Annotated in this window: 14 protein-coding genes and 1 tRNA gene; 10 read left to right on the top strand and 5 right to left on the bottom strand. The window is 64.4% G+C overall.

All coding sequences use genetic code 11. The features are described from left to right. The first annotated feature begins 31 nt into the window (after window positions 1–31). Both AAE027_RS14520 and AAE027_RS14525 read left to right on the top strand, forming a co-directional pair. Window positions 32–268 carry a hypothetical protein gene (locus AAE027_RS14520; protein WP_091893392.1) on the top strand — a complete coding sequence of 79 codons (237 nt, stop codon included), beginning with the start codon at window positions 32–34 and terminating at the stop codon, window positions 266–268. 123 nt (window positions 269–391) lie between these two features. Then, the gene (locus AAE027_RS14525) at window positions 392–688 is read left to right on the top strand and encodes an antibiotic biosynthesis monooxygenase family protein (protein ID WP_091893338.1); all 297 of its coding nucleotides are present in this window, start codon (window positions 392–394) and stop codon (window positions 686–688) included. Window positions 689–695: 7 nt separating this feature from the next. Here the strand turns inward: AAE027_RS14525 and AAE027_RS14530 are convergent, their stop codons facing one another. Next, complete coding sequence (locus AAE027_RS14530) at window positions 696–1,835, bottom strand: AI-2E family transporter (RefSeq protein WP_370985958.1); 1,140 nt, start codon at window positions 1,833–1,835, stop codon at window positions 696–698. Window positions 1,836–2,096: 261 nt separating this feature from the next. Here AAE027_RS14530 and AAE027_RS14535 point away from each other — a divergent pair, with 261 nt between their 5' ends. Beyond that, on the top strand, window positions 2,097–2,870 hold the full coding sequence (locus tag AAE027_RS14535; protein WP_091893342.1) for a gamma-glutamyl-gamma-aminobutyrate hydrolase family protein: 774 nt from the start codon (window positions 2,097–2,099) through the stop codon (window positions 2,868–2,870). An 819-nt stretch (window positions 2,871–3,689) separates the two neighbouring features. Here AAE027_RS14535 and AAE027_RS14540 read toward each other — a convergent pair. Further along, window positions 3,690–4,667 (bottom strand): GlxA family transcriptional regulator, encoded by a 978-nt coding sequence (locus AAE027_RS14540; RefSeq protein WP_370985960.1) that lies wholly within the window; start codon window positions 4,665–4,667, stop codon window positions 3,690–3,692. Between the two features lie 149 nt (window positions 4,668–4,816). Between AAE027_RS14540 and AAE027_RS14545 the strand changes: the two genes are divergently transcribed. The 4 genes from AAE027_RS14545 (at window position 4,817) to AAE027_RS14560 (ending at window position 8,614) form a co-directional block, all read left to right on the top strand. Then, a complete protein-coding gene (locus AAE027_RS14545; RefSeq protein ID WP_091893346.1) occupies window positions 4,817–5,071 on the top strand; it encodes a tautomerase family protein in 255 nt (84 codons plus the stop codon). A gap of 180 nt (window positions 5,072–5,251) precedes the next feature. Beyond that, entirely contained in the window at window positions 5,252–6,634 is a 1,383-nt protein-coding gene (locus AAE027_RS14550; protein WP_370985961.1) for an NfeD family protein, read from the top strand. Continuing rightward, window positions 6,631–7,392 (top strand): slipin family protein, encoded by a 762-nt coding sequence (locus AAE027_RS14555; protein ID WP_128933410.1) that lies wholly within the window; start codon window positions 6,631–6,633, stop codon window positions 7,390–7,392. Before AAE027_RS14550 ends, AAE027_RS14555 begins: the two co-directional genes overlap by 4 nt. An 82-nt stretch (window positions 7,393–7,474) precedes the next feature. Next, window positions 7,475–8,614 (top strand): asparaginase, encoded by a 1,140-nt coding sequence (locus AAE027_RS14560; protein ID WP_370985963.1) that lies wholly within the window; start codon window positions 7,475–7,477, stop codon window positions 8,612–8,614. Window positions 8,615–8,843: 229 nt separating this feature from the next. Here the strand turns inward: AAE027_RS14560 and glnA are convergent, their stop codons facing one another. Both glnA and AAE027_RS14570 read right to left on the bottom strand, forming a co-directional pair. Continuing rightward, a complete protein-coding gene (gene glnA / locus AAE027_RS14565; RefSeq protein ID WP_370985964.1) occupies window positions 8,844–10,253 on the bottom strand; it encodes a type I glutamate--ammonia ligase in 1,410 nt (469 codons plus the stop codon). 151 nt (window positions 10,254–10,404) lie between these two features. Then, window positions 10,405–10,743, bottom strand: a complete 339-nt coding sequence (locus AAE027_RS14570; RefSeq protein ID WP_091893396.1) for a P-II family nitrogen regulator — start codon at window positions 10,741–10,743, stop codon at window positions 10,405–10,407. Between the two features lie 380 nt (window positions 10,744–11,123). On the opposite strand from AAE027_RS14570, the gene AAE027_RS14575 reads away from it, so the two are divergent. Further along, a complete protein-coding gene (locus AAE027_RS14575) occupies window positions 11,124–12,623 on the top strand; it encodes an NAD(P)H-hydrate dehydratase (RefSeq protein ID WP_370985965.1) in 1,500 nt (499 codons plus the stop codon). Further along, window positions 12,623–13,060 (top strand): GNAT family N-acetyltransferase, encoded by a 438-nt coding sequence (locus tag AAE027_RS14580; protein WP_370985966.1) that lies wholly within the window; start codon window positions 12,623–12,625, stop codon window positions 13,058–13,060. Before AAE027_RS14575 ends, AAE027_RS14580 begins: the two co-directional genes overlap by 1 nt. Window positions 13,061–13,064: 4 nt before the next feature. On the opposite strand, the gene AAE027_RS14585 is transcribed toward AAE027_RS14580, so the two are convergent. Next, complete coding sequence (locus AAE027_RS14585) at window positions 13,065–14,381, bottom strand: multicopper oxidase family protein (protein ID WP_370985968.1); 1,317 nt, start codon at window positions 14,379–14,381, stop codon at window positions 13,065–13,067. Between the two features lie 153 nt (window positions 14,382–14,534). On the opposite strand from AAE027_RS14585, the gene AAE027_RS14590 reads away from it, so the two are divergent. Further along, window positions 14,535–14,619 (top strand) — tRNA-Leu (locus AAE027_RS14590). The last annotated feature ends 166 nt before the right edge of the window (window positions 14,620–14,785 follow it).

Consider the following 14,785-nt stretch of genomic DNA (forward strand, 5'->3'; position numbering starts at 1 on the left):
TGTTTACCATTCGATCCCTACCATCATGGTCATGGAATCGATCCGTCGACAGACCCCGCAGGCCGCCCTGATGTCACTCGAAGCCCAAGCTGCCTCGGCACGCGGCGGCTTCGCCTGTCTGTTCTCGACCGCGGACGAATACGAGAGCGCGCTGATCACGGAGCGTCGTGCGCAAGGACGATACGGCCAGGCCCGCAGCTACTGGCCGTTCGTGCTGTTCGTCGGCTGCGCGTTCATCGTGGCGGGCACCGTGCTGCTGCTCGCCTGAGAGGCTTGCATTTGGCATTTAAGAGACCTGCATTTTCGAGCCGTCCAGGCGCCGTTTCGGCGCCTTTTTCTTTTGCGCCGGCTGCGGTAGACACGCCCATCGAACAAAAATGGGTGGAAACCGATGATCACCGAGATCGCGCAAATCGACGTCAAGCCGGGCAGCGAAAAGGATTTTGAGGCAGCTGTCGCCAAGGCCAAGGCCGCCTTTGGCCGCTCCAAGGGCTTTCACGGCTTCGAGCTGCACAAGTCGATCGAGAAGCCGCAGCGCTACCGCCTGATGGTGAAGTGGGCGACACTGGAGAGCCACACCGTCGATTTCCGCGGCTCCGAAAACTTCACCGAATGGCGCGGCCTCGTCGGGCAGTATTTTGCTTCGCCCCCCGAGGTCGAGCACACCGAGACCGTGCTGACGACCTGAAGCAGGCTCAGGCCGCCTCGGCCAGAGACGGTGCCTCATACGACTTGAAATGGTCGATCATGACCTTGGCGATGGCGACCAGTGGCAGCGCCAGCGCGAGGCCCCAGATTCCGAACACGACGCCGAGCAGGATCTGGAACGCGAACAGTGTGGCCGGCGGAATGTCCAGGGCCTGGCGCTGAAGGATCGGCGTCAGCACGTAGCTTTCCATGGCGTGGACCCCGAGGAACAGCAGCAGCGCGGACAGCGCCGCGATCCAGCCCGACGCAAGGCTCGCCAGCACCACGATGACCCCGGCGATGATGGCGCCGACGGTCGGGACAAAGGCGAGCAGGCCTGCCTGGATTCCCAGGATGAACGCGCCGGGGATGCCGATGACGGCAAGGCCGATCCAGGTCACCGCGCCGACCGCGAGCATGACCGTAATCTGCGCGATCAGCCAGCGCTCCAGCGTCTCGCTGATGCGGTCGATGATGAGGGTGATGCGCGTGCGATGTTTGGCCGGCGCGAGGAACAATAGGCCGTCGTGATAGACGCCGGGCTGGGCGGCGAAGGCGAGACCCAGGAACAGCACGATAAAAATGTTTCCGACACCGTGGATGGTGCCAAGCAGCAGCTTGAAGGTCTGGCTCACGATCGCCCCGCCGCTGGAGGCGAGCGCGCCGGCGCCCGGCAATGCACCGCGCGAGGGCGCTGCGGGTGAGGGCGTCGAGTCCGATGTTGTCGCCGCCGTGGCGTCAGGAGCAGCGTTGCCGAGATCGAAGAAGCTGGTGTCGATGCCGTGGCTTTCGAGGAAGGACCGGACGTTGGTGATCTGCGACTTGATGGTATTGCTCAGCAGCGAGGCCTGCTCGGCGATGGTGGCACCGCCGAGATAGGCGACGCCCGCGAGCATCAGGGCGAGGGCGATGCAGACGATCGCGAGCCGGACGGGATGCGGCAGGTGCACGCGGCGGCCGAGCGCGCCCGTCAGCGCATTGAGGCCGAGGCCGAGCAGCATGCCGGTGAAGATCAGCAGCAAGGTGGCGGCAAAATACCAGGTGAAGACCAGCATCGCCGTGAACAGAACAACGCCGATGCCCCCGACCGAGATCGCCCAGGCGAGATCGGCACGAGGGCGGGGCCGTTCATCTGCGGGGATGGTCACATCGGGTCCTTTCAGGGGCTGCGGGGGAGGCACTCTTTCGCGAAATCCCGCCTCGGATCAAGCCGGTCGAAAACCGCCGGTTTGACGTTGTCCACGGCCTCGTTCGGGCGAACGCCACCGGCGCGAACAGTGCCGCGGCCGCCCTCCGACCGGGCATTTGCGCGAAAATAGCATTGCCGTCCCGCGATCCCTTCTGTTGAATTTGTTCCACCCCAAGGGCATGTTTGGAGAATCTTCTTACGGAGGAGGTCGGAACGGGAGATGAGAAAGCCGGTCGTCGGCGTGATCGGGAATGCCCATCGCGTCGAAAATCGATTTCAGGTCCAGATGGTCGGCGAGCGAAATCTGCGCGCCGTGGCTGAGGTCTCCGGTGGCTTGCCGGTGATGTTCGCGGGCTCGCCCGACATCACCGATATCGGGGCGCTGCTCGATACCGTCGACGGCGTCATCCTCACCGGCGCCCGGGCCAACGTGCACCCGACGCGTTTCAACGTCGATCCCTGCGAGAAGCACGAGCCCTACGACATCCACCGCGACGAGGTCGCGCTGGCGCTCTCGGTTGCCTGCGTCGCCCGCGGCATCCCCCTGTTCGGCATCTGCCGCGGCCTCCAGGAGATGAACGTCGCCTTCGGCGGCTCGCTCCACCCCGAGATCCGCGAAATCCCCGGCCGCATGAACCACCGCATGCCCAGGCTCGAGAATGGCGAGATCCATCCCGATCCGACCGTGGTGTTCGCCGACCGCCACGACGTCGACCTGACGCCGGGCGGTGCGTTCGCGAAGATCCTCGGGTGCGAGAAGATCCGGGTCAATTCGCTGCACGGCCAGGGCATCCTGGAGCCCGGCAAACGTGTGCTGATCGAAGGCGTCGCCGAGGATGGCACCATCGAGGCGATCCGCATCGCCGAAGCCCCGACCTTCGCGCTCGGCGTGCAATGGCACGCCGAATACGATCCGCAGCACAATCCGATCAACCGCAAGCTGTTCGAGGCCTTTGGCGAAGCGCTCGTGGCGCGGCAGAAGGCGGTGGCGTAGGCTAAGCACACGTCGAGGCTTTGGGGCCGACTCTCGGCACGCCGTCATTGCGAGCCAACGGGTCCGACGAATTCAATTCATCGAGCTCATGCTAGGCATGTGCGCTGATGAGCCCATCAATTCGATCTGCCGGAACGAGCCCATTAGGTCTGCATGGCTGCTACACCATCGATGGCTGCGGGCCTATAGAGGGGATGGACCGCCGTGCGCGGTGAGCGCCCGTGCGTACCACCATTTTCATAAAACTAGATTGTAACTGCCCCACGTAGCTTAATTCGGTTGTGAGGGCTCAACTCATGACGAAGCAATTTTCGAAGCGCATCGCGACTGATGTGTTCGTAGTCGTCATATCGGTGGTGACAATCACGATTGCAGCGACCTCATTGGGTGAGCCCATTGTGGCAGGCATCGCGGCTTCTATTCCGGGCCCATTTCATCTTGCGATGGAAAACACACTTGGAAGTGCCAGGCCGAGCACACCGAAGCAGGCCTCCGCGCAAACAGGTTGTCGGCTTCGATCTGCTCCTCTGCAATGGAACGTGGACTGGCTTTTCCGTCCGCCTGCCGCTCCCACACGATGAATGCGATCCCAATTGAGGGCGCGGCAAAGATGGGCGGCCCGTGTTTCGCCCATGCGCCTTCCAAATCTCGGGCGGCATAAACCAATCAGTAGGAATTGCTCCGCTCCGATTTTTGCGGCTCTGATTTGTTCTTTGAGAACAAAGTGGAGTCAGATGCAGAACGAAAGCTGACGGTGAGGTTTATCTCTGCAATGCGGTTGAATCGTAGACGCGCTCAGTTGGTCGTCTGGCGTCAGCCTCACGCCGCCCGCTCCATCCGCCGCGTGCGGTAGGCCTGCGGCGACATCAGGGTCAACTTGCGGAATGCCTTGCGAAAGCTGCTTTCGTCCTCGTAGCCCGCCGCCCGCGCGATGGTCTTGACCGGCTGCGCCGTCGTCTCCAGCAGCGTGCGCGCGTGCTCGACGCGGCGGCGCGTGATGAAGGCCTGCGGCGGCTCGTGCGTGAGCTCCTGAAACTTCCGGTTCAGCGTGCGCTCGCTGAGGCCGAGTGCGTCGGCGAGGCGCTTGACTGTCATCGGACGCTTGCCCGCGCGCCGAACCAGCAGGTCGGCCCTGGTCAGCAGCGGGTCCTGCGACAGCAGGTAACCGACGGGCATGAAGATCGACTGGGTGCGCTGCGCGGTGTCGATGACGACGTAATCGGCGCACAATTTTGCGATCTCCTTGCCGTCGACCATCTCGATCAGCCTGAGCAGGAGGTCGACCCACGACATCGGTCCGGCCGCGCAGACGAGACGGTCTGCGCAGGTGATGACGGCGTCCGGGGCGAGGTCGATCGCGGGATGGCGTTGCCGCAGTTCGTTTTGCAGCCACCAGGTGATGGTGGCGCGGCGGTTGTCGAGCAGGCCGGCGCCGGCCAGCAGAAAGACGCCGCTGCAAAATGCACCGATCAGCCGGCCATTTGCGTGCTGCTGCCGGAGCCAGGCGCCGGCGCGGGCATATTGCGGTTGCAGGCGCGCGGCCGTGACGTGGTCGACGAGATTGCCGGGGACGATGATCGCGTCGAAGCTGCCGCGGCTCGTGGTCGCGCCATCGACCGAAACCAACTGGCCGCCGCCGGCGCGCACCGCCTTGCCATCGAGCGAGAGCGTCTGGCAGGCGAACCGGGATTTTGCTCCGCTCTGCTGCATCACGTGGTTGGCGAGCGACAGGACGTCGGCGACGCCGGCGATCGCCGAATGCATGCAGCCTTCCAGCGCCAGAATTGCGAGCTTCATAGGACCTCCGGGCGATGCGACGATCCTATCCGATCGGCGTGCGGGTGCGTGGCGGAAATTGCCCGATCTCTGTCTTATCCGCCACTGCCTGGCCGCCAGTGTCCGGTCCAATCTGCCGCCGTCGTCACACGACATGATTGGAGAAAGACATGCCTTACGTCACCATTTCCACCGTCCGCGGCATCCTGGACGCTGTGCAGAAGAAGACGCTGCTCGAACGCGTCACCGACCTCCTGGTCGAGGTCGAAGGGCAGGGCAACCCCGATTTCCGCCGCAACGTCTGGGTGAGGATCGAGGAGCACGAGCCCTCGCACTGGTCGCTCGGCGGCATGCAGCCGACGAGCGAGATCATCGCGAGCACGTTCGGACCGATCGGCGCGGACGGCGTGAGGGTGGCACGCTAGCAGCGCCTGGCGCAGGCGGATCAGCCGTGGGCATGGTCCGCCACTGCCTCTGCTCAACCGATCGCATCGCCATCCCGCATGGCCATTTGCATTGCGTTGCACAATCGCGACGTTGGCCTCCACGCGCAGCATTGAGGTTCACGAGGGGAACACCATATGCTCTGCAAGGGAGCCCTTGCCGTGCAAACCATGAAGGCGGCCCTCGTTGCGGCGATCACCGTCGTGGCATTGACCTGCTGCCTCCTTCCCAGCTCAGCGGAGGAGAGCGGCCGCCTTGCTCTGATTGTTTCGATCGACGGGGCCATCGGCCCTGCGTCAGCCAGCTACGTGCGGGAGGCTTTGGCCAAGGCCAGCGAACGGCGCGCCGAGATCGTGCTTCTGAGAATGAACACGCCCGGCGGTCTCAATTCGAGCATGCGCGAGATCATCGCGGATGTGCTCGCCTCGCCCATCCCCGTCATCGGCTACGTCGCTCCCTCCGGCGCCCACGCGGCGAGTGCCGGGACCTATATCCTTTATGCGACCCATATCGCGGCGATGGCACCAGGCACCAATATCGGTGCGGCGACGCCGGTCCAGATTGGCGGGCCGCTGCCGGGCCTGCCGAGCGGCACACCCGACAAGGATGGCAAAGACAAGAAGGACGAGCCGAAGGATGCGATGACGGCGAAGGCCACGAACGATGCCGTCGCCTTTATCCGCAGCCTCGCCGAGCTGCGCAGCCGCAATGCGGACTGGGCGGAGAAGGCGGTCCGCGAGGCCGCCACTCTCTCTGCCAATGGCGCGCTGGAGGCCCATGCCATCGATCTCGTCGCGCGGGACCAGGCTGAATTGCTGAGGCAGCTCGATGGCCGAGTGGTGGAGGTTGCAGGCGGCAAGACGCAACGCCTCGCGACGAAGGATGCGGTCGTCGAAGCCATCGAGCCGGGACGGATATCCCGCTTCCTGGCGGTCATCACCGATCCGAACGTGGCGTTCATTCTCCTGATGGTCGGCATCTACGGTCTGATCTTCGAGTTCATGTCTCCCGGAGCCGTCGCTCCCGGAGTCGTCGGCGCGATCTGCCTGCTGATTGGCCTCTATGCGCTCAACTTGCTGCCGATCAACTATGCCGGCCTCGCCCTGATGCTGGTCGGACTCGTGCTTCTCACCGTCGAAGCCTTCAATCCGACGGTGGTGATCGGTCTCGGAGGGATCATCGCTTTCGTGCTAGGTGCGCTGATGCTGTTCAGGGTCGAGGCGCCCGGCTACCAGCTGTCGTGGTGGGTGATCGGCATCACTACAGCTGTGTTCGTCGGCTTTGCACTGGTCGTGCTTGGTTCGCTTCGGCGGGCCGCCAAGGCTCCTGAACGGGTCGGCGCGCAGGCCATGCGAGGCTTGTCCGCCGAAATTCTCGACTGGAACGGGAACGAGGGTCATGTGTTCGCCCATGGTGAACGCTGGCAGGCGCGCGGCGCCGACACGTTCGAGCCCGGAGAGACGGTCGAAGTTGCCAGCGTCGTCGACCTGACGCTGCTGATACGGCGCGCACCGGCGAGGACCGGTGAGGGAGGTACATCATGATGCTGGAATATCTGACCTATGCGGCGCTCGCGCTGCTAGTCGTCATATTTCTGTCCCAGGCCATTCGAATCCTGCGCGAATATGAGCGCGGTGTCGTCTTTACGCTCGGCCGCTTTACCGGTGTGAAGGGCCCCGGCCTCATCATCCTCATTCCGATCGTGCAGCAACTCGTCAAGGTCGACCTCCGGGTGATGGTGCAGGTCGTGCCGCCGCAGGACGTGATTTCGCGAGACAACGTGTCCGTCAAGGTCAACGCCGTTCTGTACTTCCGCATCGTCGACCCCGAGCGCGCCATCATCAAGGTCGGTGATTACATGGCGGCCACCAGCCAGCTCGCCCAGACCACGTTGCGTTCGGTGCTCGGCAAGCACGAGCTCGATGAGATGCTTGCCGAGCGCGACAGGTTGAACGCCGACATCCAGGAGATCCTCGACAAGCAGACTGACGTCTGGGGCATCAAGGTCACCGGCATAGAGATCAAGGACGTCGATATCAACGAAACCATGGTGCGCGCGATTGCCAAACAGGCTGAGGCCGAGCGCTTGCGGCGGGCCAAGGTGATCAATGCGATGGGCGAGCAGCAGGCCGCCGAAAAGCTCGTCGAAGCCGGCCGGATCCTCGCGCAGGAGCCTCAGGCCATGCAGCTGCGTTATTTCGCGGCTCTGCACGACATCGCCGGTGAACGGTCATCGACCGTCGTGTTTCCGCTGCCGACGGGCTTGCTCGATCATTTGATGCCGCGGCCTAACAACCCCTAGGGGTAAGTGGCGAAGATGACCCATCTTCGGCCCAAATGGGCGTGTCGAATGTTGATGCCTACTTAAACGGGAGCAACATTCGATGACCAAGCACGCCGTCAGCCCACCAAGCCGCCGCCAACGCCGGACATTCATGCTTGCCGTTCCGCTGGTCGCCTTCGCACTTTGTTCGTGGCCGATCGGCGGAGCGGCGCAGGCCGCAGAGCCCGGCAAGGACACCCCTGCCGCCAATCTGCCCCGCATTCTCGTGCTGGCGACGGGCGGCACCATCGCGGGCCAGGCCGACCCGCGCGCGACGGGTGCGTACAAATCCGGCCAGATCACGGGCGAGCAGCTGATGCAGTCGGTGCCGGGCCTGGACAAGCTGGCGAAGCTGAACGCCGAGCAGATTTCGTCGATCGGATCCCAGGACATGAACGACAAGGTCTGGTTTGCGCTGGCCCGCCGCATCCAGGAGGCCTTCGACAAGAATGAAGCCGACGGCGTCGTCATCACCCATGGCACCGATACGCTGGAGGAGACCGCGTTCTTTCTCGACAACGTGGTGCGCGGCGACAAGCCGGTGGTGATCGTCGGCTCGATGCGGCCGGCCACGGCGGTGAGTGCGGACGGCCCCGGCAATCTCTATGAGGCGGTGCAGGTGGCCGCCGATCCGCGCTCGCGCGGGCGGGGCGTCATGGCCGTGCTGAACGACAAGATTCAGGGCGCCCGCTCGGTCACCAAGACCAACACCACGAGCATCGAGACGTTCAATACGTCCAATGACGGGCCGATCGGTTATGTCGACACCGCCGGCGGCATCCGTTTCATGACCCAGGCCGCCGGCCTCAAGCGCGCGACCTATCAGCTGCCGGCAGGCGAGCAATTGCCGCGCGTCGCGATCGTCTACTCTCACGCCAACATGGACGCCGTTCCGATCGAGGATGCCATCTCGCACGGCGCCAAGGGCGTCGTGCTCGCCGGCGTCGGCGACGGCAATACGTCCAAGCCCGCCCTCGAAGCGCTCGAAGCGGCGGCGAAGAAGGGCATCATCGTCGTCCGTTCGACGCGGGTCCGCTCCGGCTTCGTCACCCGAAACGTCGAGGTCGACGACGACAAGAATGGGTTCGTCGTGTCCGAGGACCTCAATCCCCAGAAGGCGCGCGTCCTCACCCAGTTGCTGATCGCGAGCGGCGTGACAGGGCCGGCTGAGCTGCAGCGGGCGTTCACGGCAACGTGGTAGCGGCTGGCTCGTATCTTGTAGGGTGGGTTAGCTCAGCGGGTTGCGCGAAGCGCAAATCGCTAGGCGTAACCCACCAACTTCGTTCCGCATTTGCTGAAGCATGGTGGGTTACGCCAGCGGACTGCGCTTCGCGCAGCCGCCAGCTAACCCACCCTACAGACCCAACAGCCCAAACGAAAAGGCGCTCCTTTCGGAGCGCCTTTTGCTTGCCGTATGGCGTTCGGGCCGATCAACCCGAATAGTACATGTCGAATTCGATCGGATGCGGGGTCATCTCGAAGCGCTCGACTTCGGTCATCTTCAGCTCGATATAGGCATCGATGAAGTCGTCGTCGAACACGCCGCCGGCCTTGAGGAAGGCGCGGTCCTTGTCGAGATTCTCGAGGGCTTCACGCAAGCTGCCGCACACCGTCGGGATCTGCTTCAGCTCTTCCTTCGGCAAGTCGTAGAGATCCTTGTCCATCGCCGGGCCCGGATCGATCTTGTTCTTGATGCCGTCGAGACCGGCCATCAGCATCGCGGCGAAGCCGAGATAGGGGTTGGCGAGCGGATCGGGGAAGCGCACCTCGACGCGCTTGGCCTTCGGCGAAGCGGTGTAGGGGATGCGGCAGGAGGCCGAGCGGTTGCGCGCGGAGTAGGCGAGCAGCACGGGGGCCTCATAGCCCGGGACCAGACGCTTGTAGGAGTTGGTCGAGGGATTGGTGAAGGCGTTGATCGCCTTGGCGTGATTGATGATGCCGCCGATGTAGTGGAGGCAGGTCTCCGACAGGTCGGCGTATTTGTTGCCGGCGAACACCGGCTTGCCTTCCTTCCAGATCGACTGGTGCACGTGCATGCCCGAGCCGTTGTCGCCATAGACCGGCTTCGGCATGAAGGTGGCGGTCTTGCCGTAGATGTGCGCGACCTGGTGGATGCAGTATTTGTAGATCTGGAGGTGGTCGGCCATCAGCGTCAGCGTGTCGAACTTCATGCCGAGCTCGTGCTGGGCGGAGGCGACCTCGTGGTGATGCTTCTCGACCTTGACGCCCATCTTGGCCATGGCCCCGAGCATCTCCGAGCGCATGTCCTGCACGGAGTCCTGCGGCGGAACCGGGAAGTAGCCGCCCTTGGTGCGGACGCGGTGGCCGAGATTGCCGCCTTCATATTCAGTGTCGGAGTTGGTCGGCAGCTCCGAGGAGTCGAGGCGGAAACCGGTGTTGTAGGGGGTCGAGGAGAAGCGCACGTCGTCGAACACGAAGAACTCGGCCTCGGGGCCGACGAAGACGGTGTCGCCCACGCCCATCGACTTCACCATCGCCTCGGCCTTCTTGGCGATGCCGCGGGGGTCGCGGTTGTAGGGCTCGCCGGTGGTCGGCTCGAGCACGTCGCAGGTGATGACCATCGTGGTCTCGGCGAAGAACGGATCGATCGTCGCAGTCACCGGATCGGGCATCAGGCACATGTCGGACTCGTTGATCGCCTTCCAGCCGGCGATCGAGGAGCCGTCGAACATCGTCCCTTCGGCGAAAATGTCCTCATCGATCATGCTGACGTCGAACGTCACATGCTGCCACTTGCCGCGCGGATCGGTGAAGCGCAGGTCGACGTATTTGACGTCGTTGTCCTTGATCGATTTCAGGACGTCTTTGGCGGTCTTCATGCATACCCCTTTTGGCTCTGCGGGTCGGTTTCCAGATGAGCAAGATTATTCTCGCTTGGGCGAGTTTGGCGCGACCGCACAAACGAAATCAGGCCGCCGAAGCAGCCTTATTTCCTGTCAGAGTGTCGCAAAATGCGGGATAGCACCCGGCTCAGATAGCGTCCAGCCCGGATTCGCCGGTTCGGATGCGGATCGCCTCTTCGACGTTGGAGACGAAGATCTTGCCGTCCCCAATGCGCCCGGTCTGCGCGGCGCGGCGGATCGCCTCGATGGCGCGCTCGACCAGATCGTCGCCGATCACGATCTCGATCTTCACCTTGGGCAGGAAGTCGACGATGTATTCTGCGCCGCGGTAGAGCTCGGCGTGACCCTTCTGCCGGCCAAAGCCCTTGGCTTCGGTGACGGTGATGCCCTGAAGACCGACTTCCTGAAGCGCTTCCTTCACCTCGTCGAGCTTGAATGGCTTGATGATGGCTTCGATTTTCTTCACTGCGCGCCTCCCGGCCTCTCGATCAAATAGCAACGTCTTCGTCAGGATGCGCTTTGTCACGCACGATCTTGTCTTCGCTATGCCGGGATCCTGACCAGCCCGGCAACAACGGCCGGCCACACCCTGATGAATGCCAGTGAGCACGACAAACCGAAGCGGCTTCCTCGAAAGCAGGGTCTATGCCAAGTTGCAAATGCCCTGATTATTGGAGCGTTATCAGCCTTTTAACGAGCACAATCTGATAGGTGGCGCCGACTGGCCCAAAATACCGCAGACTACGAAATAGGCAAACGGTTCAATATATGTGCAGATCGTTGTTCCGTGGGATGGGTCGGCGCGGAACGTGCCCGTTGAACGGGCGTTTGGACCAGGGAAGTGGCATGGAAGTTCTGACCAACGCTGAAATGCAGCGCGCCGATCAGCTCAGTATCGCGGCAGGCACGCCCGGCTTCAAGCTGATGCTCAGCGCCGGCCAGGCGGTCGCCGAGGCGGCCAACGCGCTGGTCGAGGAGGGGCCGATCCTGATCGTCGCCGGCCCGGGCAACAATGGCGGCGACGGTTTTGTCGCAGCCGCCGAGCTCGCCGCCCAGGGCCGCGAGGTCTCGGTGATCCTGATGTGCGAGCGCGACCAGCTCCAGGGTGACGCCGCTTCCGCCGCACGCGGCTGGAAGCACCCGGTGCTCCCGTTCAATCCGCAGGCGATCGGAAAGCCGGCGCTGATCATCGATGCCCTGTTCGGCGCGGGCCTCAGCCGTGCCGTCGACGGCGAGGCGCGCGCCATGATCGAGGCGATCAACGGCAACGGCGCCTTGGTGCTGGCGGTCGATCTGCCGAGCGGCATCAACGGCACCAGCGCCGCCGTGATGGGCGCGGCCGTGAATGCCACGGAGACCGTGACCTTCTTCCGCAAGAAGCCGGCGCATTTGTTGCTGCCGGGCCGCATGCATTGCGGCCGTGTGCGCGTAGCCGACATCGGCATCGACGCAAGCGTGCTGGACGAGATCGCCCCGCAGCTCTTCGAGAACGATCCGGATTTCTGGGGCGCCGCCTTTCCAGTTCCGCGCATCGACGGCCACAAATTCGCGCGAGGCCATGTGGTGGCCGTCTCCGGTGACGCAGCCGCGACCGGCGCTGCGCGGCTCGCCGCGCGCGGGGCGCTGCGGGCCGGCGCGGGCCTCGTGACGCTGGCGAGCCCGCGCGATGCGCTCGCGATCAATGCCAGCGCGCTGACCGCGGTGATGGTTCGCCCGGTCGACACCGCGATCGAGTTCGGCGAGCTCCTCGGCGACAAGCGCTATAACACCTGCATGATCGGCCCCGGCGCGGGGGTCGGCGAGCGCACCTGCGATCTCGTTCATACCGCGCTGACGGCGCAGCGGCATCTGGTGCTGGACGCGGACGCGCTGACGAGCTTTGCCGCAAAGCCAGAGAGGCTGTTCGAATCGATCAGGTCCTCGCAGGACAATGCGGTGGTGCTGACCCCGCACGAGGGCGAGTTTCCGCGGCTGTTCTCGGATCTCAGCAACAAGCATCCCGGCCGGTCCAAGCTCGAGCGCGTCCGCGCCGCCGCCGAGCGCTGCGGCGCCGTGGTGCTGCTGAAGGGACCGGACACGACGGTCGCCGCCCCGGACGGCCGCGCCACCATCGCCGCCAACGCGCCGCCCTGGCTCGCCACCGCCGGCGCCGGCGACGTGCTCTCGGGCATCATCGCAGGCCTCCTGGCGCAAGGCGTGCCGGCGTTTGAGGCCGCCAGCATCGGCGTCTGGATGCATGGCGAGGCAGGAAGCGAAGCGGGGCCGGGGCTGATCGCGGAAGACCTCACCGAGACGCTGCCGGCCGTGCACCGGCGGATCTATGACGCGCTCGGGGTGGAGTACTAGTGCTGAGGCAGCTCGCGCTCGCGGACATGGATGCGGCCGCCCAGGTCCATCGGATTGCGTTCGACCAGGCGATGCCGTGGCTCGCCGGGTTGCACAGGCCGGACGAGGACCGCTGGTTCTACCGCGAGCGTGTCTTTTCGACCTGCCGCGTGTGGGGACGCTTCGACGACGAAGTGCTCAGCGGGATCATTGCGCTCCGTGAGGGCTGGATCGAGCAGCTCTACGTGCTTCCGGTTGCCCAGGGTCGTGGTGTCGGTACCGAACTCCTCGGCGTTGCCAAAGAGGCCTGCGATCGCCTCGAGCTCTGGACCTTCCAGCGCAACGCGCTGGCGCGGCGCTTTTATGAGGCGCGGGCCTTCGCGCTGGTCGAGCAGACCGACGCGGCACGGAATGAGGAGAATGAGCCCGACGCTCGCTATCTCTGGACGCGCCAATAGGCGCTCACTCCACCGCGTACCAGCGCACGAGCCGCGGGGCAGCCCAGTCGGTCAGGACGGATTCGATCAGCCATCGTCCGGGTGAGGTTGCGGCGAATGCGATGCGCTGGGTCTGGCCGGGCTCGATCGCGAGCGTATCAAGCCAGTAGGGCTTCCAGCCGTCGTCGAGCTTGTCGAGCAGGCGGAAATGGTGGCCGTGCAGGTGGAACACGGTCGTGACCGGGGCGGGATTCTTCAGGGCCAGCACGATCGTGCGGCCGGCCTTGGTGCGGAAGGTCGGGGCGGAGGCGGTGGAGAAATTGACGGGCCGCGTCCAGCCGGCGTCGGCTGCGCCGAGCGCGACATCGAACCGCAGGGCGCCTCTCAGATCGAGTTGATCGGGCAGGTCATTGGAAGGGAGCGGCTGTGGCGGCACTGGCGGCGCGCGCCGCTCCAGCCTGCCTGTGACCGAGAGGCTGCCGACCTGGCGGGCCTCCTTGCCGTCATGCAGCAGGAATGGAGCCGACGTGGCCGCGTCCACAAACGCGTCGGCCCGCGCGCCCGGGGCCAGCACCAGCGCCCCGCTGCGCGCCGAAAACGGCTCGGCCGGTTGTCCGTCCAGGGCCATCACGCGTACGTCGTGGCTTTCCAATTTGATCGCCAGAACAGTACGTTGGGAGCCGTTGATAAAGCGCAGCCGCAGCCGCTCATTGGCCGCGGCTGAGAGTTCGAATGAAGTCTGTCCGTTGATCGTATAGAACGGCGTCGTGTCCTTGGGATCGCGCCCCGGGGGAAGCGCGGTCCCATCCGGCCGCACGCGCCATTCCTCGATCAGCAAAACCTCGTCACGATCGACAGCGACCCGATCTGTCTCCTCGGCGATGATCGGAAGCGGGCGCGCGGGTTGCTTCAGGCCGTCCTCGAAGAGGCGGAAGTCGGCCAGCAGGGTTCCTGCATTAGGTATTGAAATAATTGATGTTTCAGTCGTGTCCGGGGCGGTCGGCGCGCGCCCCCGGAGAGGATCGGAAGTGGCCGGGCCGGTCAGGCCGTACCAGACTGGTGCAAGTGGCACAGGCAGCTCGTTCCGGAACACCACCTCGCAGCGGTTGCCGCGCTTGAGACGGACGTTTCCCAGGTGGCTTACCGCGGCCAGCTCCCAGATTGGTGTCGGCGGCTGACCCGGCGTCAAGGCCAGCGTGGCCGGTCGTGCCTGGAGCGCGAGCTGGGCGGTCACGAGCGGGCCTGCGCCACCGCCGATCAGCCCGGCCGCCGAGGCGCCAAGTCCGGTCAAAAGTCCGGCCAAAACCTCGCGTCGGCTCGGGTCAAAAATCCGCATTGTCATGGCCGATCCGGACCACGCCGCGCTGGATAAGTCCAGCCGTCGTGCCTACTTGAAGCTTGCCTCCAACCGGCCATTTTTTTGCTGCGAACAGTCAGGCACATGCTATAAGCCCGGCCGCCCGCGGCATCGCGGCCGGTCTTGATGCAAATTCACGCGGGCGTGGCGGAACTGGTAGACGCGCTGGATTTAGGTTCCAGTGACGAAAGTTGTGGGGGTTCGAGTCCCTCCGCCCGCACCAAGCGCTTTCAGCGTTTGCACGGATTACGAGACCTGCTTCCGCGCGGATTTTGTCCGCTTGGAGCCGGTCCAATGAACCACCGGCGTTGAGGCGTTTGCCTCGCGTCGGATCGATTAATGACAGCGTCCCGACGCATGCGCGCCGGGACCGAACGAGAAGAAGATTG

The organism is Bradyrhizobium sp. DN3 (assembly GCF_041357655.1).
Taxonomy (GTDB): Bacteria; Pseudomonadota; Alphaproteobacteria; order Rhizobiales; family Xanthobacteraceae; genus Bradyrhizobium.